The sequence below is a fragment of the Pseudoalteromonas prydzensis genome, assembly GCF_011050055.1.
Taxonomy (GTDB): domain Bacteria; phylum Pseudomonadota; class Gammaproteobacteria; order Enterobacterales; family Alteromonadaceae; genus Pseudoalteromonas; species Pseudoalteromonas prydzensis_A.
Genome location: NZ_DRGM01000101.1, coordinates 1 through 25,839, shown reverse-complemented (window position 1 = coordinate 25,839; position 25,839 = coordinate 1). Strand labels below are relative to the sequence as shown.

26 protein-coding genes and 2 pseudogenes are annotated in these 25,839 nt (G+C 41.3%); 9 read left to right on the top strand and 19 right to left on the bottom strand.

Annotated features, from left to right (window positions below; genetic code table 11):
- Positions 1 to 318, bottom strand: a 318-nt coding sequence (locus ENH88_RS09500; protein ID WP_304181988.1) for an efflux RND transporter permease subunit, incomplete at its 3' end; no start/stop codon positions are given.
- 5 nt (positions 319 to 323) lie between these two features.
- A complete protein-coding gene (locus ENH88_RS09495; protein WP_304181986.1) occupies positions 324 to 1,340 on the bottom strand; it encodes an efflux RND transporter periplasmic adaptor subunit in 1,017 nt (338 codons plus the stop codon).
- A 367-nt stretch (positions 1,341 to 1,707) separates the two neighbouring features.
- Between ENH88_RS09495 and ENH88_RS23150 the strand changes: the two genes are divergently transcribed.
- Entirely contained in the window at positions 1,708 to 1,815 is a 108-nt protein-coding gene (locus ENH88_RS23150; protein ID WP_349768653.1) for a group II intron maturase-specific domain-containing protein, read from the top strand.
- Positions 1,816 to 1,968: 153 nt separating this feature from the next.
- On the opposite strand, the gene ENH88_RS09485 is transcribed toward ENH88_RS23150, so the two are convergent.
- The 8 genes and pseudogenes from ENH88_RS09485 to ENH88_RS09450 form a co-directional block, all read right to left on the bottom strand.
- A complete protein-coding gene (locus ENH88_RS09485; RefSeq protein ID WP_304181985.1) occupies positions 1,969 to 2,574 on the bottom strand; it encodes a DUF4326 domain-containing protein in 606 nt (201 codons plus the stop codon).
- Entirely contained in the window at positions 2,574 to 3,014 is a 441-nt protein-coding gene (locus tag ENH88_RS09480; RefSeq protein WP_304181983.1) for a DUF488 family protein, read from the bottom strand. Before ENH88_RS09480 ends, ENH88_RS09485 begins: the two co-directional genes overlap by 1 nt.
- A 7-nt stretch (positions 3,015 to 3,021) precedes the next feature.
- Positions 3,022 to 3,636, bottom strand: coding sequence for a dual OB domain-containing protein (locus ENH88_RS09475; RefSeq protein WP_304181981.1), 615 nt, complete (start codon positions 3,634 to 3,636; stop codon positions 3,022 to 3,024).
- A gap of 616 nt (positions 3,637 to 4,252) precedes the next feature.
- A complete protein-coding gene (locus ENH88_RS09470; RefSeq protein ID WP_304181979.1) occupies positions 4,253 to 4,531 on the bottom strand; it encodes a hypothetical protein in 279 nt (92 codons plus the stop codon).
- A 267-nt stretch (positions 4,532 to 4,798) separates the two neighbouring features.
- A pseudogene (locus ENH88_RS09465) lies at positions 4,799 to 4,959 on the bottom strand (transposase); the annotation flags it as partial.
- Positions 4,960 to 5,023: 64 nt separating this feature from the next.
- Positions 5,024 to 6,232, bottom strand: a complete 1,209-nt coding sequence (locus ENH88_RS09460) for an ABC transporter permease subunit (RefSeq protein WP_304181990.1) — start codon at positions 6,230 to 6,232, stop codon at positions 5,024 to 5,026.
- Entirely contained in the window at positions 6,225 to 7,013 is a 789-nt protein-coding gene (locus ENH88_RS09455; protein ID WP_304181977.1) for an ATP-binding cassette domain-containing protein, read from the bottom strand. The genes ENH88_RS09460 and ENH88_RS09455 overlap by 8 nt, the downstream gene beginning before the upstream one ends.
- Entirely contained in the window at positions 7,010 to 7,819 is an 810-nt protein-coding gene (locus tag ENH88_RS09450; RefSeq protein ID WP_304181975.1) for a DUF3025 domain-containing protein, read from the bottom strand. The genes ENH88_RS09455 and ENH88_RS09450 overlap by 4 nt, the downstream gene beginning before the upstream one ends.
- Before the next feature lie 108 nt (positions 7,820 to 7,927).
- Between ENH88_RS09450 and ENH88_RS09445 the strand changes: the two genes are divergently transcribed.
- Together ENH88_RS09445 and ENH88_RS09440 are read left to right on the top strand one after the other, a co-directional pair.
- Positions 7,928 to 9,553: a M28 family metallopeptidase gene (locus ENH88_RS09445; RefSeq protein WP_304181973.1), complete on the top strand. Its 1,626-nt coding sequence runs from the start codon at positions 7,928 to 7,930 to the stop codon at positions 9,551 to 9,553.
- A 69-nt stretch (positions 9,554 to 9,622) separates the two neighbouring features.
- On the top strand, positions 9,623 to 10,795 hold the full coding sequence (locus ENH88_RS09440) for a putative manganese transporter (RefSeq protein ID WP_304181972.1): 1,173 nt from the start codon (positions 9,623 to 9,625) through the stop codon (positions 10,793 to 10,795).
- 307 nt (positions 10,796 to 11,102) lie between these two features.
- Here the strand turns inward: ENH88_RS09440 and ENH88_RS09435 are convergent, their stop codons facing one another.
- The 6 genes from ENH88_RS09435 to seqA form a co-directional block, all read right to left on the bottom strand.
- Positions 11,103 to 12,698 (bottom strand): dihydrolipoyllysine-residue acetyltransferase, encoded by a 1,596-nt coding sequence (locus ENH88_RS09435; RefSeq protein WP_304181970.1) that lies wholly within the window; start codon positions 12,696 to 12,698, stop codon positions 11,103 to 11,105.
- An 8-nt stretch (positions 12,699 to 12,706) separates the two neighbouring features.
- Positions 12,707 to 13,684 carry an alpha-ketoacid dehydrogenase subunit beta gene (locus ENH88_RS09430; protein WP_304181968.1) on the bottom strand — a complete coding sequence of 326 codons (978 nt, stop codon included), beginning with the start codon at positions 13,682 to 13,684 and terminating at the stop codon, positions 12,707 to 12,709.
- Positions 13,684 to 14,898, bottom strand: coding sequence for a thiamine pyrophosphate-dependent dehydrogenase E1 component subunit alpha (locus ENH88_RS09425; protein ID WP_304181966.1), 1,215 nt, complete (start codon positions 14,896 to 14,898; stop codon positions 13,684 to 13,686). Before ENH88_RS09425 ends, ENH88_RS09430 begins: the two co-directional genes overlap by 1 nt.
- A gap of 260 nt (positions 14,899 to 15,158) precedes the next feature.
- Positions 15,159 to 16,211 (bottom strand): succinylglutamate desuccinylase, encoded by a 1,053-nt coding sequence (gene astE, locus ENH88_RS09420; protein WP_304181964.1) that lies wholly within the window; start codon positions 16,209 to 16,211, stop codon positions 15,159 to 15,161.
- 73 nt (positions 16,212 to 16,284) lie between these two features.
- The gene (gene pgm, locus ENH88_RS09415; RefSeq protein ID WP_304181962.1) at positions 16,285 to 17,922 is read right to left on the bottom strand and encodes a phosphoglucomutase (alpha-D-glucose-1,6-bisphosphate-dependent); all 1,638 of its coding nucleotides are present in this window, start codon (positions 17,920 to 17,922) and stop codon (positions 16,285 to 16,287) included.
- Between the two features lie 10 nt (positions 17,923 to 17,932).
- A complete protein-coding gene (gene seqA / locus ENH88_RS09410; protein ID WP_304181960.1) occupies positions 17,933 to 18,520 on the bottom strand; it encodes a replication initiation negative regulator SeqA in 588 nt (195 codons plus the stop codon).
- A 140-nt stretch (positions 18,521 to 18,660) separates the two neighbouring features.
- Here seqA and ENH88_RS09405 point away from each other — a divergent pair, with 140 nt between their 5' ends.
- The 5 genes from ENH88_RS09405 to fur all read left to right on the top strand — a co-directional run bounded on the left by ENH88_RS09405 (position 18,661) and on the right by fur (position 21,196).
- Complete coding sequence (locus ENH88_RS09405; protein ID WP_304181957.1) at positions 18,661 to 19,425, top strand: alpha/beta fold hydrolase; 765 nt, start codon at positions 18,661 to 18,663, stop codon at positions 19,423 to 19,425.
- A 99-nt stretch (positions 19,426 to 19,524) separates the two neighbouring features.
- Positions 19,525 to 19,746 carry a DUF2788 domain-containing protein gene (locus tag ENH88_RS09400; protein ID WP_016709655.1) on the top strand — a complete coding sequence of 74 codons (222 nt, stop codon included), beginning with the start codon at positions 19,525 to 19,527 and terminating at the stop codon, positions 19,744 to 19,746.
- Between the two features lie 2 nt (positions 19,747 to 19,748).
- Positions 19,749 to 20,027, top strand: a complete 279-nt coding sequence (gene ybfE, locus ENH88_RS09395) for a LexA regulated protein (protein WP_304181954.1) — start codon at positions 19,749 to 19,751, stop codon at positions 20,025 to 20,027.
- A 14-nt stretch (positions 20,028 to 20,041) separates the two neighbouring features.
- Positions 20,042 to 20,569 (top strand): flavodoxin FldA, encoded by a 528-nt coding sequence (fldA, locus tag ENH88_RS09390; protein WP_304181952.1) that lies wholly within the window; start codon positions 20,042 to 20,044, stop codon positions 20,567 to 20,569.
- Between the two features lie 186 nt (positions 20,570 to 20,755).
- Positions 20,756 to 21,196 carry a ferric iron uptake transcriptional regulator gene (fur, locus tag ENH88_RS09385; protein ID WP_192540984.1) on the top strand — a complete coding sequence of 147 codons (441 nt, stop codon included), beginning with the start codon at positions 20,756 to 20,758 and terminating at the stop codon, positions 21,194 to 21,196.
- A 92-nt stretch (positions 21,197 to 21,288) separates the two neighbouring features.
- Here the strand turns inward: fur and glnS are convergent, their stop codons facing one another.
- Positions 21,289 to 22,950 carry a glutamine--tRNA ligase gene (gene glnS / locus ENH88_RS09380; RefSeq protein WP_304181949.1) on the bottom strand — a complete coding sequence of 554 codons (1,662 nt, stop codon included), beginning with the start codon at positions 22,948 to 22,950 and terminating at the stop codon, positions 21,289 to 21,291.
- Between the two features lie 511 nt (positions 22,951 to 23,461).
- Here glnS and ENH88_RS09375 point away from each other — a divergent pair.
- Positions 23,462 to 24,532: a DUF3083 family protein gene (locus tag ENH88_RS09375; RefSeq protein ID WP_304181947.1), complete on the top strand. Its 1,071-nt coding sequence runs from the start codon at positions 23,462 to 23,464 to the stop codon at positions 24,530 to 24,532.
- A gap of 293 nt (positions 24,533 to 24,825) precedes the next feature.
- Here the strand turns inward: ENH88_RS09375 and sucD are convergent, their stop codons facing one another.
- Both sucD and sucC read right to left on the bottom strand, forming a co-directional pair.
- Entirely contained in the window at positions 24,826 to 25,698 is an 873-nt protein-coding gene (sucD, locus tag ENH88_RS09370; protein ID WP_145233870.1) for a succinate--CoA ligase subunit alpha, read from the bottom strand.
- Positions 25,698 to 25,839: pseudogene (sucC, locus tag ENH88_RS09365) on the bottom strand (succinate--CoA ligase subunit beta); the annotation flags it as partial. The gene sucD and the pseudogene sucC, both read right to left, overlap by 1 nt.

The following is a 25,839-nucleotide window of genomic DNA, read 5'->3' as shown; positions in this document are numbered from 1 at the left end:
GTTTACTCCAGCACGAAACTCAACCACAATCCGTGCGCTACCTTCTTCACTTTGCGCACGAATGGTTTTAACGCCACTGACTCGCGCAACAGCACCTTCGAGTTTACTGGTTACTTCGGTATCGACAGTCTCTGGTGAACCACCGGGAAAAGAGGCCGATACCGTGATCCTTGGTGTATCAACATCTGGCAGTTCACGTACCTCAACACCCGCAATAGCAGCAATACCTGCGATTATAATTAATAAGTTGAGTACCACGATTAATACTGGGCGGCGAATTGCCATCGAAGGCAGGTCTTGCATCATAGGTGATTGCATTACAACTACTCCTGCACGTTTGCAAGCGGTTGCACAAACTCAAGTGCTTGCGCTGGACGAAGCCGTTGCACGCCTTCAACTACTAAAATATCGTCTTCCAGTAAGGGGCCTGATACCAATAAACGCCCTGCTAAACGTTGCTGAATTTTTACATCAACGCGCGTGGCTTTTTGCTCAACACTTTTCCATACATACGGACCCGTCGCCCCCCAAAGCAATGCAGCTTCTGGCACTGCCGCATAACGTTCACCTTGTATTTCTATATGTACTCGAAAACTCATACCCGGTAAAAATTGTGCGTTTTCATTATCTAATTTTGCTTTTACCCGCAGCGTACGTGTTTGTGGGTCAATGCGTGAATCAAGATAGGCAACTTTGGCATTGATAGCATCGCTTCCCTGCCACGGCATCACAGTCACATTACCACTGTTTCTGAGCATGCTAATTGCTGACTCTGGGGCATTAAAATTAATATATAACGCACGGGTATCATCAATGCTTGCTATTGCTGTTTGCGTGGTGATGCGATCGCCTACCTCCACATCAGTCAACCCCATAGTGCCACTAAACGGTGCGCGAACTTGGCGATCTTGTAGTTCAGTTTCAGCTTTAGTGACTGCGACTTTTGCCAACTCGTACACAGTTTTTGCATCGTCTAAGTCACTTTGCGGTACCGCCCCTTTAGCATGGCTTTGTTGTAACCGTGTTTGGATACGTTCGCTATCAGCGAGCTTTATTTTCGCTTCGTTTAATGCCGCTGTTTGTCTGCGTGAATCAAGTTCTAATAGCACGGCACCAGCCGTTACTTGATCACCGGGTTTAAAATGTACCGCAGTTACCTTATCCCCCACTGCAGGGTAAAGGATAACAGAGCGAATAGCTTCTGCATTACCAACAGCTTGCACTTGCTCATTGGCATGTTCCATCGCAACGTGCTCTACAAGTACATTAGCAGCGAATGCCGAAGGTATAACCGCAGCGCAGGTAAAATAAACACAACTTACAAGAACGCGAAATTTCAAAAGATCACCTAATTAATTATTATTTCCATTATGATACGCAGTGTATCAGTCTTTTGATCAATAAAAAGTCTAGTTCGACTAACAGGCAAAACAATACGTTGAAATGACTTAGCAGTGGCAAGATTAAAAGATAATTGAAGGCGTTGTACCGAGTGCTGAGCGTTACACTTATTATTAGGTGAACATTATTAGGTGAATAAGCCTTAATTTGAACTGTCAGATCCGAGTAACAGGACGCAAGCAAGTCGATTGTCACTGAAGTGCCGATACTAAGCGCGCAAAGCTTCGCTCATTCCCTTCTCTTTATACAAAAAAATTTAGTGAATTACTCACAAAGAGGTTAAGAGGCGCTGCGCTTTAGAGTAAAATAGATTCTAAACTCACGCAGTATTTACGCGGCTGGAGACACTACTACCTAATAGCTAACGCTTATCAACTAACGGTGGATTTAGATCTCTGGATCCGTAGGCAATGACTATTTAGCGTCACAAGGTTTAGTGTCATTGAGAGATATTTGGATCAATATTCATTACGGGAGATGAACCGCCCATTGCACTTCTTATTAATAAAAAGCGCATGATGGGGAGTGTGGGGGCTGGAGGAGACCTCCGGCTACCCAATTAAGCGCTTACTTCCCGTCATCCCAAGAATTCAAAAAATCAGCAAGAACGTCACCGTGACATGCGTGCGGTTTGCAAAAGCAGCCCAATCGCTTTCCTGCCAATTTATACACTTTTGATTTTTCTTTATTTGGAAATTTTTCGTAATCGAAGTCATATTTAAACTTTCGAATAACTTCTTCGCGATCATTACCTTCTTCATACATGGAGTAAGGATTACCCCAGTAAGACCCCCTTCCAATATACTGATAACTAGGCGTGCTTTTGTTTGCTTGATATTCAGTATCAACTTTTATATTTATGACCCGTGTTATCGAGATATTGACAACCCTCATAGGCAACCCGCTAGATCGCAATCTATTAGTTTCTTCTGGAAACTCTTCTCCGTCATCAAATATAATTGCATGAGTTATATCATTAACCCCCCAATCAGCCATTTGATTGCTTTGTATTTTACCAGAATGTTCATCACAAAATTTTTGGATGAATCCATTGTGATCGGATGGGTATATCAATGACACTTCGCCCAAACTCGAAATTATTTTTCCTACCTTCCTAGAAAACTTCGAGTAGCAATTAAAGACCTTTGGATAAAGAATTAGAACAATAGCCATCAGTATAAATGCTTCACTTTGAGGTTAAGATTTGAATGCTCATTAAGGTACTCGACAACTAGTCTTCTATGACAATAATGTGGTTCATGCTCGCTGCATAGCAAACACCCATGATCTAGCAATTCTGACTTAATCGATTTCTCAATGCTTCGCTGCGCCATAAGATTTAGAAATCTGTCCTCGTAAACCTCCCAAGGCATTTCCCCTTTTTTATACGCATTTAAAATATCTTTAGTTGGCGCAAGCTCTGGTGAATGGACATATTCAGCCCCGCACAACTCTTTCAGAAAGAACTTAAGATCGTCTTTTTTTGCGAAACCTGCTAATTGGGATACATTATTTAAGCGAACATCAATAAGTGTTTTAACGCCAGAAATCTTCAGAAATTTAAAAAATTTTTCAGCATTTTTTTGAGTAAACCCGATAGTATAAATATCCATTACATCCTCAGAAAATTGTGGCCACAAGTTTGTAGCAATATCCGTTATGCTCTTCCCCAAGACTTATACAAAGGATTTGATTAACTTCGCGATTATCTATTACCAGTTCGTCAAATTTGGGGTCGGTCACTGCTAAATCGTACTCGACATCGTTATACGTAAAAGATGCTCTCCTTTTACCATCATCTGTATGATGGAGACTAAGGCCTGCCACTTGGATGAGATAAAGCGATTGGATAACTTTATAAACTCCAAAAGCGATTGAAGTATGCTGTACTCTATTGCCTTGCCCCCATATGTCAACAGGTTGGTCAAGATAGTTACGTAGCTCACTTAAGCCTATAGAGTAGTTTTGATGCCACAGGTTGCCATCTATCAAATAATTTTCCGGCTGGTGCGGAAGCGGAACATGTTGTGATAATCCCATTCGGATTTTTTGAAGCGGTTTTACACCATAAGTACCGTAGGGATTTTGATATTTTGCTTGCTCATGACTTAACTCGGCTCCTTGGGCATTGGACACGGGCCTAATCCATCTGCCTGTGTTCATACACTTACCGGCCACGCAATGCTGCCCGTGCTTAACGGAGTTTGCCAGTATAACTATTTCTGTTTGGCTCATACATTATCCTTGCTACATGCACCTTGGCGCTTAACGCTGCGCTCTGTCGCTTGTCGGCAGCAGCGGCTTGTTAACTGCTACCACCAAAACCACAGCTGACTACCTTTCTCGCCAATACTGTAGTCACCTTTTCCTTCTACAAGCCCCTGCAGACCCCTGATGATTTCTTGACCCATTTCTCGAGGTAAGCAAAGCTCAAGCTTACCCGCCACCTCAGATAGCCTCCATTCTGGAGCAATCTTCACGACCAACCTCTCAGGAGAGCTTGGTGTCGCGCGACAATTAGAAACGGCAAGCTGAGACTCAGCAGGACTGGTTACCACAACTGTTCTATGTGCATCCTCCTGGGAATCCAAGAGAGCATCCACAAGACTGATTAATGAGGCAGCACCAGCCTCATCACAGTTAAGATGCCACCCGGGGTAGTTACGGGGGCTGCCATCATAACTCCAGATTGAAACCAGCCCTCTTTGCTTCCATTCGTTCGGATTCATAGATCAGTTAACGCTTAACATATAGGGCAATTACTTGCTGGCTATACTGCGCGAAGCGCCAGCCAGTGAGTAATTGTCCCAGCGAGTTTACGAGCGAAATGATGTTTTTGTTATGTGCCCGCTTAATAGGTGAAATTAGTCCAAAGATCTTTGTAAGAACTAAGAGTTTTATAAAATGCATACAGAAGCTCTCGTTTACGAAATAATACTTGATAGATGAAATATGGTAATAACCAAACTGCAAAAAAAGCAATTTGAACAAAAACGAAAACAAAGGCAACGTCATCTAAAGGCTTCCCAACTAGGAAAAAAACTACAGATATTAAATTAATTATAAGAAATGCCAATGCAGCCTTTATTGCATCACTTTTAACGCTTTGTACTTCCTCAATATTATTCATCGGTTCCGTTTTGTTTTGGCACATAACAACTTTGTCTACGACATTTATCGTTTTATAAACCGTCAAACGTCCATATATTACCTTGCATTTATCTTAGCCCTCAAATAAATAACTGTAAACAATTAGTTAACTACGCCCATGTTTTATAAATGCAGAAATACACCAAAATGGTGGAGATCAGTAATATTGGACAAAACACATATCACTGCCTATACATACAGTGGTATATTTTGGCGATTCACGCTATGAGATCACCTTTTTAACTATGATTTTAGTCATTACACCTTTCTTAGAGCATAACTGAAAATCCCTAAAGACAGCACTCCAGTCAGTAAACTCACGAGGCAAATCACGCTAAGGATGCCTGTTCTCATACGATATAAAAGACCTTCAAGTGTCATTCTATGTTCGGGCTTATTATAAATTCGCCTTGCCTAAAAACCAAATACACTGCTGCAAAATCAACCTCGAAAGATAAACAGACCCTTACCCTTACCTAAACAGTACTGCTTCTTTATTAAACCATTTAACGCAAAATGCCAGTAATGCACCGGCAACAATCACTGTGGCTAAGAAGATCAAACCTAGCAAGGTGTAATCAATCGTGCCTTTAATAATTTCTTTTATTGCAAGTGCCACATTAGTAACGGGAATAAACGCTGTTTTGGCATTCAGCTCTACGTTAGGTAATAGTGCAACGATAATGGGAAAGATAACCCCCATGCTCAACGGTGTCATGTAGTTTTGTGCTTCTTTAAAGGTACGTGCATAAATAGAAATGGCTAAAGCAAGTGATGAGAATATTGCAGCAACGGGAAGTAAGATAATAAAGATTAACGCAAGATCTAACACTCGTAACGAGCTAAACGCAGTTTTAACAACAGCTAAGTCAACAAAAGTGATCGCTATACTGATCCAAATCCCCATACTCAGTACTGTGATTGTGGTGGTCGCGATTGATGCTGCAAGTAAGGTAATAAACTTACCTAATACCAGTTGTGTACGGGTGATCGGTGTGAGTAATAGCGTTTCTAAAGTGCCGCGCTCTTTTTCACCAGCACCTAAATCGATTGCCGGATAGGTTGCGCCCATTAACACCAAGGGAATAAGCAGATAAGGAATAAAACCCCCTATTTTCTCGCCTAAATTCTCTCGTTTATCAGCAGTATCAACTTTAACAACCTTTATTGGTGCAATGATTGCCTGCTGCTGTTGCTCACTAATACCGTAGCTAAGTAGTTTCTCAATACGCAGATCATCACCAAATTCTTCGGCCAATTCTTTTACTCGGTCAAACAAAAAGTTAATTGCTTTGGCATCGTTGTAAACCACTTGCCACTGGCTTTGCTTTGCTTCGTCTAGGGTTTGTTTGGCATCCGAGGGTAAATAAATCCCCATATCTATAGTACCAGCTCTTACTGCCTCGGTGAGCTCTGCAACGGTGGTAAAAGTCTGCTCGCCTTTATAGAGTTCAAAACTTTTATGGTAAAACACTTTATCAGTAAACGACTGCGCATACTGGCCATTAATAATGGCATAGGTATTTACTTTTTGTTCTGCTTCAAGTGCTGCTTGAGAGCTTATAAACGCCATAACGGCGAATAACAGTGGAAAGATAGCAACTGGCAATGCGACGATAAAAATCAAGGTTTTTTTATCGCGTAACAGCTCTCTTATTTCCTTTTTAAATACTTCAAACATCATTTTTCTCCGTTAGAATGTTCATAAATGCTTGATTTAATTCGTCGCTCTTGCCTACTTTTTTAAATTCCTCAAGACTGCCATCAAAACAACTGCTCCCTTCGTTTATAACCGCAACACGGTCACACAGTAATGCTACTTCATCTAAATGATGGGTTGAAAATATTACTGGGGTACCTTGCGCTTTTAATCCTTTGATAAAGTTGATCACCGTTTGGGTGGTCATGATATCTAGCCCCGTGGTTGGTTCATCAAGTACAACCACAGCAGGATGGTGGACAACGGCTCGCGCAATATTGGCTTTTTGCTTCATCCCAGTTGAAAGGCTTTCTGCACGTTTATCAATAAAGCTATGCATATCGAGTAAGTCAAATAACTCATCGCAGCGAGACTTAATAGCCGCCTTGCTCATACCGTGCAGTTTAGCAAAGTATTCAATGTTCTCTTTAACCGTTAAACGACCATATAACCCGGTACTACCCGATAAAAAACCAATGGATTGACGACCAAATAGTGGGTTTTTAATAATGTCTTCACCAGCAATGTGAATGCTGCCCGCATCCGGTTTTAAGGCTGTTGAGATCATTCTTAAGGTGGTGGTTTTACCTGCTCCGTTTGGCCCGAGTAAGCCCAGCACTTCGCCTTGCGCGCAATGAAAGCTGACATCTGTAACTGAATGAAAGTAATCTTTATCTTCGCGGGGATCGATTTTATCAAGGTTATTTTTTTTATGATCTTTGGTCAGCTTAAATTTCTTCTTAAGCCCTGCTACTACTATCATTTTCGTGTCCTTCGTTTCGGTCTAAAGTAATCCGTATTACTATAGAATTCGGGGTTATTATTATCATACCAGCCCGGTACGCCTAACAGCGGTAACGGTGACAGCTGGCTGTTGTCCCTTAAACAGTTATCAACGCTAATCATCTCATAAAGGGTTTGATCAATATACTGATACTGCTGGGTTAAATCTTTACAAAATATGTCATTTGGAACTTTTACAAATAATGCTTTACCCGTTAAACCAATATACGGTTTTGTCAGCATTTCGTAATTGGCATGGCCAAACATAAACGGCGCAATGGTTTTACCCCACAATGCCCTTTGTGCAATAAATGCTTCTTGCCATTGGTGATTTTTAAGTAGTTGCGGCCAAACATCATCACACACCGCAAGCACCACCCCACACTCATCAAATAAGGTGAGTGCATTACGGTGTTTAGAGCGTTGCTTGGTGCCATGCAGGGTGATCTCTTCAACATGCCGTTGGTTGATCAATGCTTTGGTTTTAGGAAATAAACACCAGATCAGCCCACCAAATAGGTCATGCCAATTTTGCTGGCGGGTAGGTACTTTACCGGTATCAAAAATGATTTGTTCGTAGTAGCGCTCTTCCTCACTAAAGCTGGCATCGTCAACAAAGCTAATTGCTTGCTGATTAGCGTTTTTAGCGTCAAGGAAAGATGAAAACCATGCACACGCTGGCCAGTCAGTTAAACTATTCAAAGAAAATAATCTATTTAAGTGATCAAATGCACCATTTTCTAAGCTGGCGCTATGCCATTGTTCATGAGGAGTAAAACGCTTCATTAGTATCTTTAGCTTTACAGAAATTTTAGGGGGAGTTTACCGCAAAAACTGGTTCTATTTAATAGAAGTTCTTATACTCAGCCCACTTAAAACAAAAAAAGAGCGACTATGAAACGTTATTTTTCTCTGACACTCCTTGCAACTGCGGTACTTGCAGGATGTGCAACAACAAGTCTTACCTCTGATGATGTTAGCAAAGGTTATAATTCAATCAATGCCGAACAACTCGCTGAGCATGTAAAAGTACTTGCCTCGGATGAATTTGGTGGCCGTGCGCCTTCTTCTAAAGGTGAAGAGCTGACGCTGGCATACCTGACAACTGAATTTAAAAAGCTGGGTTTTCAACCTGGCAACGGCGATAGCTTTTTACAAGAAGTTCCGCTCGTTTCGCTAGAAGCGGATCCAGATATGGTACTTAATATTGGTGGTAAAGCTTACCAATATAAAAAAGACATGGTAATGGGCAGCAGTCGCATTAGTGAGCAACAAAGCATTAAAGATTCTGAATTAGTGTTTGTTGGTTATGGTGTTAATGCGCCAGAATACAACTGGAATGATTACGAAGGTTTAGATGTCACAGGTAAAACGGTCGTTATGCTGGTTAACGATCCTGGTTTTGCGACTAAAGATCCTGCGCTATTTACTGGCGATGCTATGACCTACTACGGTCGCTGGACCTACAAATACGAAGAAGCCAGCCGTCAAGGTGCAGCAGGTGCCATTATTATTCATGAGACAGCCCCGGCATCATACCCTTGGTCTGTTGTAGAGAACTCATGGAGCGGTGAGCAGTTCGGTTTTCAAAAAGAAAACAATAACATGGACAGGGTTACAGTTGAAGGTTGGGTAACCGCAGACGTTGCCAAAGAACTTTTCACTAAAGCAGGTTTAGATTTTGAGACTGCAAAAGCCAATGCAGCTAAAGGTGCTTACCATGTTGATATGGGTGATTTAACCGCGTCAGTTGCGGTTAAAAACACCATTAAAAAGTCTATTTCGTATAATTTCATCGCCACTTTACCCGGTAGCAAGAAAGCCGATGAACATATTATTTACTCGGCTCACTGGGATCATTTAGGCACTGATAAGAACCGTAAAGGTGACCAGATATACAATGGTGCACATGATAACGCGACAGGCACAGCTGGACTAATCGAAGTAGCAGAGGCCTTTGCAAGCTTACCGAAACACCCTAGCCGCTCGATGACCTTTTTAGCTGTTACAGCTGAAGAGCAAGGGTTATTAGGTTCTAAATATTATGCTGCTAACCCGGTGATCCCAGCAAATAAAACAGTTGCTAATATCAATATGGACAGCCTAAATTTATTAGGCAAAGTAAAAGATATCAGCGTTGTGGGGCTTGGTAAATCTGAAATGGACTCGCTATTAGCAGTGGCAGCAAAAGCACAAGGGCGCACAGTATCTGGCGATCCTAAGCCATCATCAGGGGGTTACTACCGCTCTGATCACTTTGCGTTTGCCAATATGGGCATTCCAGCTATGTATGCTGGCGGCGGCAGTGAAGCATTAGATGAAGAAACAGCTAATTACCGTAAACGCATGAGCTTAGTGCTACGCGGCTGTTACCACCAGCCATGTGATAGATACCGCGATGAGTGGGATTTATCTGGCGCAGTACAAGACTTACAATTATTTTACCAAGTAGGTTTTGATATTTCAGAGCAAGCTCAGTGGCCAACCTGGAATAAAAATTCTGAATTCCAACGAAAATAATACAAATGATATTGATTTTCATTTAATTTAATTTTAAAGTGCAACTTAGATAATTTTTAGGTTGCACTTATGTTCCCTCTCTCACTAGCCAAAATAAGTTTTCCAACTTCCACGCATTTTATTATCAGTAATAAGCGGCTATTACTGCCACTGCTGTTACTGCTGTGTTTAGCTTATACACCAATGAGATCACTCACATTAGCAGCAATGAGCGATGCGTTTTTTCAAGTTAGTGTGTTTGTAGCAGCTACTTTGTTTATTTATTACTACGCCATCGATCGCCTGCCACAATTAGAACTGGGCTATTTAAGTCAAAAATCACCACTATTGGAGGTAAGCTTTGCCTCATTACTCGGTGCACTACCGGGCTGTGGGGGCGCAATAATAGTGGTAACACAATTTACCAAAGGACAAGCCAGCTTTGGCTCTGTTGTTGCGGTGTTAACTGCGACTATGGGTGACGCGGCATTTTTATTGTTAGCAACCAAACCCCTTGAAGGGCTACTGATCATGATCATTGGCCTGAGCGTTGGCATCATCAGTGGCAGCTTAGTTAATGCCCTGCATAAAGCTGATCACCTTCGGCCAGCAAAAAATAACGACACAGATGACTGCTGTAACCAACCAAGTAAAGCACTCATAATTAGTAAGTCGATTTGGCAAGTGGTTTTAATACCCAGCATCATTATTGCTGTACTGATCGCCCTTAATATTGATTTCAACAGTTTAGATGCCGCGCTGGCAGACTCCATTACGCTGTTTGGCGCTTGTATGGCGTTAATAGCTGTCGCAACGTGGGCATTGTCATCTAAAGGGCAAAGCTACCAAGACGTTGCCTCAGAGGAAGAGACAATTACGCCGCCTTCAAAACTTTATAAAGTATTGCAGGATACCCACTTTGTCACTGCTTGGGTGGTTGCGTCATTTATGCTGTTTGAAATATTAATCACTTTTGCAGGCGTGGATTTAAAAGCCTGGTTTGCTGATTATGCCTATTTAGCACCTTTAATTGCTGTGTTAATTGGTTTTTTACCTGGCTGTGGGCCGCAAATAGTTGTCACCACACTTTATATTCAAGGGATCATTCCGTTTAGTGCCTTAGCTGCTAATGCAATATCGAATGATGGCGATGCGCTTTTCCCAGCAATAGCGATGGCGCCGCGCGCTGCATTGGTCGCGACTATTTATTCAGCGCTGCCAGCAATACTTGTTGGCTATGGCTTGTATTTTTATGGCGTTTAAATTTCGGCAATAGAAAAGCCCAGCGATTGCTGAGCTTGAGAAATTGTTCATTGAAGCGCTTTGCAGCTCAGCTTCTTTGAGTTAACGCCGTGATCGTTCTCACTTTCTTGGGCACAGAACACGGCCAATACAATCTAACATCCGTGCTGCCTCGCAAACTTAATAGTTATACCTGAGAATGACTTGTATCGGTGCAAACCGATATGTTACTGCTAATCGCTAAACTTATTAAAATCGGCTGCAATAACCACACCCGAGAATATAAAAAACCAGCACTAGGCTGGTTTTAAAATAGGAGACGTTAAAGTTAACTCATTGCCATCATCATGTTAGCTGGGTTTTCTAAATACGATTTCCACAAGTTATTGAAACGTGCAATCGTGCCGCCATCAATCACCCGATGATCGCCAGACCAGCTGACTTGCATAATAGCCTTACGAACAACCTGACCTTGCTCATCAAAACGCGGTAAATGCTGTAGCTTACCTAATGCAACAATTGCCACTTCTGGCTTATTGATGATCGGCGTTGCGATGGTGCCACCGATTGCGCCAATATTAGAAATACTAATAGTACCGGCTTTTAAGTCATCCGGTGTTACGCGCCCTTCTCTTGCCGCATCCGTTAGTCGCGTCACTTCATTGGCAATATCAACAATACTTTTCAGTTGGCATTGTTTGACATTAGGCACTAATAAACCAATTTTTGAATCAACCGCCATACCAATATTGTGATCAGCAAAATAACTAAGCTCAGTACACTCATCATTTACTTTTGAATTTAATACTGGGAACTCTTTCATCGCAAGTGATAAGGCCTTGATGAAGAACGGCATCATGGTTAATTTAACGCCTTGTTGCTGATACTGCTCTTTCAATTCAGTACGCAGTGCAATAAGTGTGGTTAAATCAATTTCGTCACAAAATGTAAAATGCGGAATTGTACTCACAGACGCAATCATTTGCTTAGCCATCGCAGCTTTAATGCCTTTGATTGGCTCAACACGTGTACCACTTGTGGTGTTATTGGCAGTGTTTGCAACAGCAGTGTTAGCTTGCAATGGCGAGGTATCAATACTGTTTGGCACTTCACCTTTTACAAACCGTGCAATGTCTTCTTTGTAAATACGGCCATTTTTACCACTGCCTGGTACTGTGGTTAAATCAACATCGAGTTCGCGTGCTTTGCGTCGAACCGCTGGTGATGCGACCGCTTTTTGGTTAACTTGTGCTGCCACCTGTGCATTGCTGCTGGTGCCACAAACCGCTTGCTCACGAACAGCAGCTTTAGGCTCAACTGCTTTTGTTTGCGCTTTAACGAGTGCATCACTGACATCAACTTTAGCTGAATGTGTTCCTGCAATCGACATTTGAAAAAGTGGCCTGTGTACCTGGGCAACATCCCCTTTAGCATAGTAAAGCTTGACCACAGTGCCGGTGTATTTGGCAGGAATTTGCACCAAGGCTTTATCTGTCATTACATCACAAACAGCTTGATCTTCTTCAATAACATCGCCTTCACTGACTAGCCATTCCACAATTTCACACTCGACAATTCCTTCACCGATGTCTGGCAAGATAAAATCTTCAAGTAACTCGGTGCTGTTGCTGGTAGTCGCGGTCTCGCTAGATGCTACTGGTTGCTCTGGCTCAGCGCCCACTTCACCTGCAATGTCCATTGCAAATAGCGGTGCGTGGACTAATGCAATATCGCCTTTCGCGTAATATAGCTTGCTGATCACACCATCATGTACCGCGGGAATTTGCACTAATGCTTTATCTGTCATTACATCACAAATAGGTTGATCTTCAGTAACCTTGTCACCTTCAGCTACCAGCCATTCAACCACTTCGCATTCAACAATGCCTTCACCGATATCCGGTAAAATAAAATCTTTTGCCATGCTAACTCCTAAAATTCAACCGATTGCTTAATTGCAGCGAGTACTTTTAATGCATCCGGTACATATTCTTTTTCAAGTGCTAATGGATACGGAGTATCTAAGCCGCAGACGCGTAAAATAGGGGATTCTAAATGCAAGAAACATTGTTGCTGAATTGTCGCCGCGATTTCAGCACCAAAACCGTTGGTAATTGGCGCTTCATGACTGACAATTAAGCGTCCTGTTTTCGTTACAGACTGGGCAATGGTTTCCATATCCCATGGCAAAATACTGCGTAGGTCAATTACTTCACAGCTAATACCTTGCTCACTGGCACGTTTTGCAGCGTCTTCGATGATTTCCATCTGCGCGCCCCACGCGAGTAGTGTCACATCAGTCCCTTCACTAACGACTTCTGCTTTACCCAGTTCAATGCTGTAATCTTCTTCAGGTACTTCACCGGTAGAGGCACGATATAAGCGTTTAGGCTCAAAGAAAATAACCGGATTATCATCTTTTATCGCGGCACGTAACAAGCCTTTTGCTTGGTACGGGTTACGCGGGACAACAATCTTAAGTCCTGGCGTATGCGCAAAATAGGCTTCAGGTGATTGTGAATGATATAAACCGCCAGCAATACCACCACCGTATGGAGTACGAATGGTCAGGTTACCAACATTAAACTCATTACCACTACGATAACGAAACTTAGCTGATTCATTCACTATTTGGTCAAACGCAGGAAAGATATAATCAGCAAATTGAATTTCAGCTAATGCCGGTGCGCCAAACGCAGCTAAACCATTGGCAAACCCCATAATACCTTGTTCAGTCAGCGGCGTATTAAACACCCGATGCTGACCGTATTTTTCTTGTAAGCCTGATGTTGCACGAAATACCCCACCAAAAAAACCAACATCTTCGCCAAAAATACACGCTTGCGGGTGTTCGGCCATGGTTATATCAAGGGCTGAATTAATTGCATGTAACATGTTCATTTTAGCCATTACTTAATTCTCCCTGCTGTGATTGGGTAAGCATCTGGGTGTTGCTTGATGTGGGTTTTTAACTGCTCATATTGGCGTTGCAATGAAGGAATAGGCGTATCATAAACATCTGAGACCAGCTCTTCTAATGCTGGTTTTGCAATCACTTCCGCTCGTTTTAATGCTGCAAGAATGTCTTCTCGAATAGTTTCTTTCGCTTTAACGTCTTCTTCTTCATTGAGCCAGTTTTGTTTCACTAACCATTTACGGAAACGCTCAATTGGGCATGCTTGGTAATGCGCTTCTTCATCTTTAGAGCGATAGCCGCTTGGATCATCCGAGGTAGAGTGCGCGCCTAAGCGATAAGCTATCGATTCGATCAGAATTGGTTCGCCGGTTGTTGTGGCTATTTCACGCGCTTTTTTTGTTGCTGCATACACAGCCAATGCATCTGCACCATCAACACGAATTGTTTTAATCCCGTAGCCAACACCACGTGAGGCAATACCGTCCCCTTTAAACTGTTCATCCGCAGGCGTTGAAATGGCATAGCCGTTATTACGGGCAAAAAAGATAACCGGTGACTTATGTACCGCGGCCATATTTAAACCAGCATGGAAGTCACCTTCCGATGCAGCACCTTCACCAAAGTAACAAATTGTAATGTTATCAATTGCTGAATTTAGCTCACCTGTTTGGCTATCAATATGTTTAATTTTCTGACCATAAGCATACCCTGTCGCTTGCGGTATTTGCGTACCCAGCGGAGAAGAAATGGTCATATAATTAAGCGCGGCGCTGCCATAATGGATTGGCATCTGACGGCCTTTGCCTAGATCGAGTTCATTTGAAAACATTTGATTCATAAACTGATCAAGGGTGAAGCCACGATAATGCAGTGCTGCTTGCTCACGGTATTGCGCCATGATCATATCATCTTGATCAAGTGCCGCCGCTGATGCTGTTACCGCCGCCTCTTCACCCAAACATTGCATATAAAAGCTGACCCGACCTTGACGCTGGGCGGCTTGCATACGCTCATCAAGCGCACGAATAAATCGCATTGTTTCGTATAACCGCAGCGCAGTGCTTTCATCAATATCGGGGGCTGTTGCACCGTCGTGGATATCGCCATCCTCGTTTAAAATACTCAAGGTCGGAATATTCAAGGCATGACCGTCAATAAATTCAAGATCGTGACTGATATTCAGCGATACGTTATTTGGATTACTCATAACCTACCTTCTTTCGTTGTCAAAACAGTGCAAATCGCTTGTTATTATTGGATGAATTCTGCTGGTTAAAGTTTGCAGAAATTACACTGTATTTAAATTAAATCTGCTGACACTTTACGTTAACGTAAGGTGTTATTCAACTAATCATAGACGAAACAAACTGAATTGGCGAGAGTGGCACTGGAAAGTTAACTATACAAGAATATAAAACAAATATAATCATATAGTTAACAACTTACATGAGATTTTTTAACGCTAATTTAAATAATATTATCCGTTAATTGCAGTGGAATTACGGTTAATAAGGCACGCTGACCTAAAGCAACATCGGCATTGGGAAATATAATTGCTTCTCCCTCAACATCTGCGTAGTAACAAGTGTCGCCATCCGTTGCCAGTAACTCACCTTTACTAAAGCCGGTAAAGTTCTCTGCATCATCAGCGAAAGGAAACGAAAAATTTTGCGCTGTGCGATTAATTGAGCGATGCACCGCGAACAATTCAAAATCATTTGCATTAAATTCCTTGTATGACACTTCCTTTTGGCTAATTAATGCAGATAGTGTGTCGCGAGTTTTAGCAAAGCGACTCATGTCATTTTCACCAAATGGCTTTACTTGCCCCAGCTCCACAGTAAAGGAGTCGGCATTATGGACGAATGATGAATAATAACTAAATGTAGTGGCCGCAGATTTCATCATCAAGACTGTATTTACACCACAGCTTAATAAAAATTGCAGCTGTGATTTTTTCCACGGCTTACCGTGTAAAAATGGATAGACAGCAAATTTGTCATTTTTAGAGCCACGAATGGCGGTGTGGAGATCATAATGACAACGTGCCCGCTCTACCCCACCACGGCTAAAGAAGTCACTTACATAGTCTTCTAATTTTTTAGCGCGATGGCGTTCATTGTTCATTGCAATGCCGTCTACACTATGGTGGCCGTTAAACAAGCGGTTAAGGTTTTCTGTGACAAATCGTTTGCCGATATTAATCGACTGCGGGTTGCCAAAAATAAATAGCACGCGTTGCGCCAACTGTAATTGACCAAGCAGAACCTGCTTAATTAATTGATCGCAAATTTCAATGGGTGCGGTCTCATTTCCATGAATGGCACTGGAAAGTACGATATCTTTAGTGCTTGCTGATTGCGGCTGAAACTCTATAACGCCAGTATCATGGACATTAACTTGTGTGCCGTTCGCTAACATAAACTCACTGGGAGTTAGCTGCCATTCATTAGCACGACTAAGTGTTAAAAAGTCACCCGTTTGTTTTAAATCATTGATATAGTTTCTTGTGGCTGACATTAAATCGCCTTTTTGTGTGGAGTAAATACAAAAACGGCTGATCAAGTCAGCCGTTTCTTTAACAAGTTGATGCTTAGCTGATCACTGAATCAACTAATTTTTTAGCTTCTTTTTCAAGTAATGCTAAATGCTCTTCACCTTTGAAAGATTCAAGGTAAATTTTATAGATATCTTCAGTCCCTGATGGACGCGCTGCAAACCAGCCATTTTCAGTGACCACTTTTAAGCCACCAATCGCTGCGTTGTTACCAGGTGCATGGGTTAGCTTTTGTAAAATTGGCTCGCCGGCTAACGTATCAGCAGTGACATCTTTGGCACTAAGAGCCTTGAGCCGATCTTTTTGTGCTGAGCTTGCTGGCGCATCAATACGCTTGTACAAAGGCGCACCAAATTCTTGTTCGAGCTCTTTATAAAGTGCTGATGGGGTTTTCCCTGTTACAGCTAAAATTTCAGCGGCTAATAAGCCCATAATAAAGCCGTCTTTATCGGTATTCCAAACCGTTCCGTCAAAACGCAAGAATGATGCCCCTGCACTTTCTTCACCACCAAACGCAAGTGTGCCGGTGCTTAAACCATCAACAAACCATTTAAAGCCAACCGGTACTTCTTGCACTTGACGATTATTACGGGCGACCACTCGGTCGATCATCGCACTTGATACCAGCGTTTTGCCAATCTGTACATCTTTAGACCAATTACGATGATTTAATAAGTAATCAATCGCAACGGCTAAAAAGTGATTCGGGTTCATTAAACCATCGGGTGTAACAATACCATGGCGGTCATAATCAGGGTCGTTACCTATACCAATATCAAAATCATCTTTAAGCGCAATGAGGTTTGCCATTGCATAAGGAGATGAGCAATCCATGCGGATTTTACCGTCTTTATCAAGCGGCATAAACGCAAAGCGCGGATCAACGTGATCATTTACGACCGTTAAGTCTAAATTAAACTTGGTTGCAATAACTGGCCAAAAATTAATACCTGAGCCACCAAGTGGATCAATGCCAATTTTAATATTTGCTTTACTTATAGCAGCAACATCAACCACATTAATCAAGTCTTCAATATACGGGGTCATTAAATCTTGGTATTTAATAAAACCAGAACGCGATGCTTTTGCAAAGGGAAATAACTCAACTTCAACTAGATCTTCAAGTAGTAACTGATTTGCTCTATCTTCTATCCACTTCGTTACATCGGTATCCGCTGGGCCACCATTAGGTGGGTTATATTTGAAACCGCCGTCTTCTGGTGGATTATGTGAAGGAGTAACCACAATACCATCGGCTAGTTCATGCGGGTGCAATTTGTTATGACACACAACCGCGTGGCTAATAACAGGAGTCGGGGTAAAGTCATCATTTTCTTGGGTGATCACTTGTACTTCGTTTGCCACTAATACTTCAATCGCTGAGTTATAGGCAGCTTCACTTAATGCATGAGTATCTTTGCCTAAAAAAAGCGGGCCAAAAATATTATTTTGCTTACGGTAGTCACAAATTGCTTGAGTAATGGCGAGAATATGTGATTCATTGAATTTCACATCATACGAACAACCTCGATGTCCAGAGGTACCAAAGGCAACACAATGTTCAGGATTTTGTTCTAAATCGGGCTCATTTAAGTAATAAGCCGACACTAATTTTGGTACATTTACTAAATCTGATTGTGTTGCAGGTTTTCCTGCACCGGAATGAATCGCCATTACACTTCCTTTATAAGTAGTCTCGAATTTTTTCAGCTTGTTCAGCGCTATAACCTAAGCCAAGCGCCACTTCATGCAACATCATTTTCTTACGGGTGGTATTTGAATTAGTCATAACCCAATATTCACTGTCGGTGATATTTTTTGGATTCATACTACTGCCACTGTTGACGAGTGCTTCTTTACTGGTCGCAAAATAAACACGATCACGCCCTTGCACATCCAATACTGCTGAAAAATCAGTTTTATGGGTTCTATGTAAAGCCGAGAGGATAAACAAAAAGCGCCCTACCACCCCTTTTTGCATCGCCAACTCTTCTTTATTGAGTATATTAAAAACATTCGCATGCTGTTGTGTCAATTGTGTGACTGGTGCTGGCTTTTTATTCTCTATCACCGCAGTCACTTCAGATGACTGACCGCTTGCTGCAACCTCATCTTTGCTCGCAGGAAGCGCTGGCTTTTCTGGCACGACTAAATCATTTTCGCCGTGGATATTTAACAAACGACGTAAAATAGTTGAAGCGCTTTCGCCTATACTTTGTGTATTACTTGCAATGTATTGATATAACTCGTCGTCTATGTCAATTTTTTTCATGTTATTCCTGTCGTTACGGGTCACATTTTTTCTTCCTAGCTGATTATACCCAAACCTGATTTAATTCTCTATGTTTTGCAATTTGTTATTTCACTAGGCAAACTAGACACTCTTTTTTAGCGATTTTTTTGGAAACTGTGATGCTGTTAAATTACAAACAACTAGGCCAAGGGCCGGATGTAATTTTGATCCATGGATTATTTGGTTCACTGGAGAATTTAAATGTTATTGCTAACGCGTTAGCTGAAAATTTTACCGTAACCAATATTGATCTACGTAACCATGGCCGTTCACCACACAGTGATAGTATGGATTACCCAGTAATGGCAGACGATGTACTACATTTAATGGCACATTTAGACATTAAAAAAGCACACTTAGTCGGCCACTCAATGGGGGGTAAAGTTGCCATGCAAATTGCGCATTTAAGCCCTGAATTAGTTAACAAACTCGTTGTTTTAGATATTGCACCGGTGGCTTATAAAAGCCGCCACGATGATATTATTGCTGCTTTAAAACTCGTTGAACAGCATGCAGTCAATGACCGCAAACAGGCAGATCAATTGATGGCACCGCTGATCCCCGAGCTAGGTGTCCGTCAGTTTTTATTAAAAAGCTATGCTAAAAATGAACAGGGTCAATTGCAATGGCGCTTCAACTTAGCGGCTTTGAGTGAAAAATATCGTAATATCCTAACAAATATTAAAGCAAATGATTCTTGTTTATGCGATACTTTATTTATCAAAGGGAACGATTCTGACTATATATTGCCTGAATACCGTGATGCTATTATGGCGCAATTTAGTAATGCAAAAGCAAAAATCATTCATGGTGCTGGTCACTGGTTACATGCTCAGAAACCACAAGCTGTTAATAAGTCAATCCGTGACTTTTTAATGGCTTAAGACAGCAAAATTTAATCATGTATTTTTGACTTAGCGCACTAAATTATTGCGATTTTATATGCTATAGTACGCGCCGTTTAATTTAAAGGTTATACGTTGATGGTCAGTCAGTTAATTAACGAATTTGATACCCTTGGGTTGTATTTTGGCTTAGCCGGTGTGTTCTTTTTTATTGGTATGGCGATTCAAGACGTACTTAAAAAAGGTAATGTACCTAAGTTTGGCCGCTATATTGTATGGCTTGTGCTATTTTTAGGGTGTTCTGGTTTTATCGCTAAAGGACTTATCCAAGTGTTTTGGCAAGGTGCGGGTGTGGGTTAACCATGGCTAAGTCTGAAACAGATAGAACAACGCTCGATTTATTTGAATACGAAAAACGCCCCGGCAGACCAAAAACGAATCCCCTGCCGAGGGAGGTTCAGTTAAAGGTAAACAAACGTAATCAAATAAAAAGAGATAAAGCACGTGGTTTAAAGCGTGTTGAATTTAAAGTTTCATCGCAGTTATATCAAGCGTTAAGCGATATGGCAGATGCACAAAATATTAGCCGTAGTGTGCTGATTGAAACTATTTTACAAGAAAGATTGGCTATTGATAGATAAAAGGTTTTAAATTCATGGCAAGTGTAGGTATTTTTTTCGGTAGTGACACAGGTAACACAGAGCACGTGGCTAAAATGATCCAAAAAGAATTGGGTAAAAAGCTTGTGGCTGTGCATGATATTGCTAAAAGCTCTAAAGAACAGATCGCTGAATTTGATTTAATCTTATTTGGCATCCCTACTTGGTATTATGGTGAAGCGCAATGTGATTGGGATGACTTTTTCCCTGAATTAGAAGAAATTGATTTTGATGGTAAGCTTGTTGCTATCTTTGGCTGTGGCGATCAAGAAGACTATGCTGAATACTTCCTTGATGCAATGGGCATGATCAATGACATCGTTACCGAGCGCGGTGCAATTGTAGTGGGTCATTGGCCAACGCAAGGGTATGACTTTGAAGCCTCAAAAGGCATGGCTGATGACAGCCATTTTGTTGGTTTAGGCATTGATGAAGACCGTCAACCAGAGCTTACTGAACAGCGTGTAAAAGCATGGTCAGCACAAGTTTATGAAGAGATGTGTTTAAGTGAACTTGCTGATTAAATGCACTTTATTGCTAGTAATCGGATAAAATAGTGACGTTCATTTTGCTATTTCACTTTTTATAAGTAATTCTAGCAATTGATCTTTGCACTTAATGACTAGGCGCGTTATTCTTATTGTTGCTAATGTGTCGTGTACATCTTTGTAAGGTGTCTAGTATAACCAAATATAATTGAGACAGATTTAATGACTGATCATAACTTGGAATTAAAAAAAGCCGGCTTAAAAGTAACTTTGCCGCGTATTAAAATTTTAGAGATTTTACAATCTCCAGATAACCAACACATCAGCGCTGAAGATGTTTACAAAATTCTTTTGGACCTAGGTGAAGAGATTGGCCTTGCTACTGTGTACCGCGTACTTAACCAATTTGATGATGCAGGTATTGTTAGCCGTCATCATTTTGAAGGCGGTAAATCAGTGTTTGAACTATCAGGTAGCACACACCATGACCACCTTGTTTGTTTAAAATGCGGTAAAGTAGTTGAATTTGAAGATGAGATGATTGAACGTCGTCAAGTTGAAATTTCAGAAGAAAATGGTATCAAATTAACCAACCATTCGCTTTACCTTTATGGTGAATGTACTGATACTGCTGCATGTAAAGCATTTGCTGATAGCCAATAATAAGTTAAAAAGTAAAAAAAACCTGCAAATCGCAGGTTTTTTTGTGTCTGTTACTTTTATCCCTTAACTTTTACAGTTAAGGGATAAACTGACTATTGTTGTGTTTTAGTCCATGAATCACGTAAACCAACTGTTTGGTTGAATACAATGCTCTCTGACTTAGTATCACGACTGAAATAACCAGTGCGCTCAAACTGAAAGCCTTGCGCAGGCGCTGCATTGGCAAGCGCTGGCTCAAGTTTCGCGTTGCTTAGTACAACCAATGAATCTGGATTTAACGTTGACGAAAAATCTTCTGCGGCCGCTGGGTTAGGTACGTTAAATAAACGATCGTACAAACGAACCTCAGCAGTAATTGACTCACTGGCCGAAACCCAATGGATAACGCCCTTCACTTTTCGACCATCCGTTGGGTTTTTACCCAGCGTTTCTGGATCATAACTACAGAAGATTGTAGTGATCTCGCCATTTTCGTCTTTTTCAACACGCTCCGCTTTAATAACATAGGCACCACGTAGACGTACTTCTTTATCAAGTACTAAACGTTTAAACTTATTATTAGCTTCTTCTTTGAAGTCTTCACGTTCAATGTAAATTTCACGCGTAAACGGCACATCACGGCGACCCATGCTTTCATCATTCGGATGATTTGCAACCGATAATGTTTCAACGGTCTGGGCAGCATAGTTTTCAATGATCACTTTAACAGGATCAAGTACGGCCATAGCACGGGGGGCATGTTCGTTTAAGTCTTCACGGATACACGCTTCAAGCATGCCCATTTCAACCATGTTTTCTTGTTTGGTTACACCAATACGAGCACAAAACTCACGAATTGATGCGGGTGTATAACCACGACGACGTAAACCCGCTATCGTTGGCATACGCGGATCATCCCAACCTTCCACATGCCCATTAACCACTAAGTCATTCAACTTACGCTTAGACATAATTGTGTATTCAAGGTTTAAACGTGAAAACTCAATTTGTTGTGGATGACATTCAAGGCTGATGTTATCTAACACCCAGTCATATAAACGACGGTTATCTTGAAATTCAAGTGTACACAATGAATGGGTAATACCTTCAAGCGCATCTGAGATACAGTGCGTGAAGTCATACATTGGGTAGATACACCATTTATCACCCGTCTGATGATGGTGTGCAAATCGAACACGGTAAATAATAGGATCGCGCAACACCATAAATGAGCTGGCCATATCTATTTTCGCGCGAAGTACACACTCGCCTTCTTTAAATTCACCCGCACGCATTTTTTCAAATAATGCTAAGTTTTCTGAAGGACTGGTATCACGTGTTGGGCTATTTTTACCTGGCTCTTTTAATGTGCCACGGTATTCACGGGCTTGATCAGCTGATAAGAAGCACACATAGGCTAAGCCTTTATTAATAAGCTCTACAGCATATTCATACAAAGTATCAAAATAATTTGACGAATACTTTATTTCACCATCCCAGTTAAAACCTAACCACTTAACATCTTCTTTAATCGAGTTAACGTAGTTAATATCTTCTTTTTCAGGGTTAGTATCATCAAAACGTAGATTACATTGACCACTGTAGTCTTGCGCTATACCAAAATTTAAACAAATTGATTTAGCATGTCCGATATGTAAAAAACCATTCGGCTCAGGTGGAAAACGGGTATGCGTAGACGCGTGTTTACCTGATGCTAAGTCTTCATCAATTCGAGTTCGAATAAAATTACTTGGGCGATTCTCAATTTCCGCCATAGGAGTACAATCCTCACAATAGTGCATGGTGACAAAACTACTGCATTATACCCAAACCACCCCAAGATGCGAGTTTCAGTTGGAATTAAAAGCGATTTAGGCAAGGCATTGATTGCAAGTAATAGTGGTTCTATTGGTAAAATCAATAACGCAGTATAAATCGCTTTTAAACCAACCCGTTGGGCGTTTCGCAGGCACTTACTCTCATCGTTGTTACTTCTTAAAAGGGACTACCATTGTTGCAAAGTAACGCCTTGATATTAAGCCCCTGTGAAACGCTGAATTCTGCATATTGAGGTGGTTTGGGTATATTATAAAAACAAACCTTAACATACAGCAATAGATGCGGGTTTATTACATATTGTGTACTTAGCGAAAAATACAAGGTTAAGTTCCACCTCAGGATTGTTATTTAGTCAATTAACGACGATAAATTGTTCTAGCGCAATAAAACAGTCATTCAATCAAGCTACAGTGGCGTCATTAAAGTAATTCTTTTAAGGAGAACATAATGGCTTCACTTTCACAGCATCGCGTTTATATTCCAACTACTGCGCGCGCAAACCAATATATCTTAGCGGAGTTCGTACCCAGTGCCGATTTATACGCACGGTTTAGCAATATACAGCAATGTTATGAACGTTTAGCACGGCAGCTCTTTGCGTCATGTGATGAATACGAACTGCATAATGTACACCTGATAGCAAATGATAAGCTCCCGATTGTTCGTTTTCATGAAGAGTCGTATTGTTTACAAACAGAGAAACAAATTCTGTTTTTTTATAACCCGCGTTACCATGAAGCGCATAAATGTATCTACGATAGTAACCAACCCAGTAAAAAAATTCGCTTACTCTTTCTTGCCACCGGAGATGATTTACGCGCCAATGCCGCTATATTTCATAGCCGTGTTAAAAAAGTGCTGACACATTTACACGACACCCTATTGGTTGATGAAACTGAAATCAAAGTACGCGACCATCAACATTTAACCTATGATTTGTTTGCTAAAGCAAAAGGCAATAAAGAAAGTTACGGCTATAAACTGCGCGGCTTGTATCAACGCTATCAGAGCCGACATTGTTTGCTCCCCACAGAGCATAATGAAATAACCTATACCACTTTTTCAATCCCGATCACTCGTTCACTGAAGACACAATTTCACCAGCTATTAAATGGTCCTAACTATAGTGAGTTCTATCAACATTTCTATGACGCGTTTATTCAGCAATGTGCTGCCAAAAATCTACATTTAGCAGCAATGGTTGCCAATGGCACTATGCCTATCATTCGCAACAGCAAAACAGATAACAATGATGGTAACCAAGAATTGCAAAAGTTGAGCTTCATTACCGATGGAGAAACTACCCAATACAGTCATTACTGGCATGACGAAAAACTGGTGGAGTCATTACATTTTGTTATTGTTGCCAGTGAGAAAGATGAGCAAGGTGTTGGTCATGGACGTTTTATGAACCAGGTTGAAAATATGATCCGCACGCTTGTAGAGCCGTTAGCGATTAATAAAGAACGCCAAGATCTTACAGTACGGTTCTTTCAACATATTAATCATTACCTATAACTAACCTGAGCTTGTTAATAATAACCCCCTTAAGCAAAGGTTTTTGGCAACTTTAATAACGTATTACGGTAAGCTCTGCGAATGATAAAAAATCGTACATACAACGACCGTTTTAATTATTGCCAGCAGACATAAATTAAATAAGAGATTGATTTTTAGAGATTCTGAAACTTATTCTATCAAGACATAATACTTTATAAATAATGGCAATTATTTATAAAACCTTACCTCTAATAAGATGACAATAAAAAGGCCCACCAAAGTGAGCCTTTTTTCAAAAAAATAGCGAGTTATTACCAGCCAGTTTTTTCTTTAAGTGCTTTACCAATATCAGCCAGTGAACGTACAGTTTTTACGCCCGCAGCTTCTAATGCAGCAAATTTCTCATCAGCAGTACCTTTACCACCGGCGATGATTGCGCCAGCGTGACCCATACGCTTACCTTCTGGTGCAGTAACACCAGCAATGTAAGAAACAACAGGCTTAGTAACGTTTGCTTTGATGTACTCTGCAGCTTCTTCTTCTGCAGTACCACCAATTTCACCAATCATTACGATTGCTTCAGTTTGTGGATCTTTTTCGAACATTTCTAAAACGTCGATAAAGTTAGTACCAGGAATTGGATCGCCACCAATACCAACACAAGTAGACTGACCAAAACCAGCATCAGTAGTTTGCTTAACCGCTTCGTACGTTAAAGTACCAGAGCGTGAAACAATACCTACTTTACCAGGCTTGTGGATGTGACCAGGCATGATACCAATCTTAGTCTCACCAGGAGTGATAACACCTGGGCAGTTAGGACCGATCATACGAGTACCTGTTTGATCTAGTTTAACTTTAACGTCAACCATATCAAGTGTAGGGATACCTTCAGTAATACACACAATTAGCTCGATGCCCGCATCAATTGCTTCTAAGATGGCATCTTTACAAAATGGTGCTGGTACGTAGATAACTGATGCAGTTGCGCCAGTTGCTTCTACAGCATCACGTACTGTGTTAAATACTGGCAGACCAAGGTGCGTTTGACCGCCTTTACCTGGGCTTACACCGCCAACCATCTGTGTACCGTACTCAAGCGCTTGCTCTGAGTGGAAAGTACCTTGGCCACCGGTGAAACCTTGACAGATAACTTTTGTATCTTTATTGATTAATACAGACATTATTTGCCCTCCGCAGCAGCAACAACTTTTTCAGCCGCGTCTGTTAGTGATTCAGCAGCAATGATATCTAGACCAGAGTTCTTCAGAACTTCACGACCTAGCTCAGCGTTAGTACCTTCTAAACGTACAACTACAGGTACG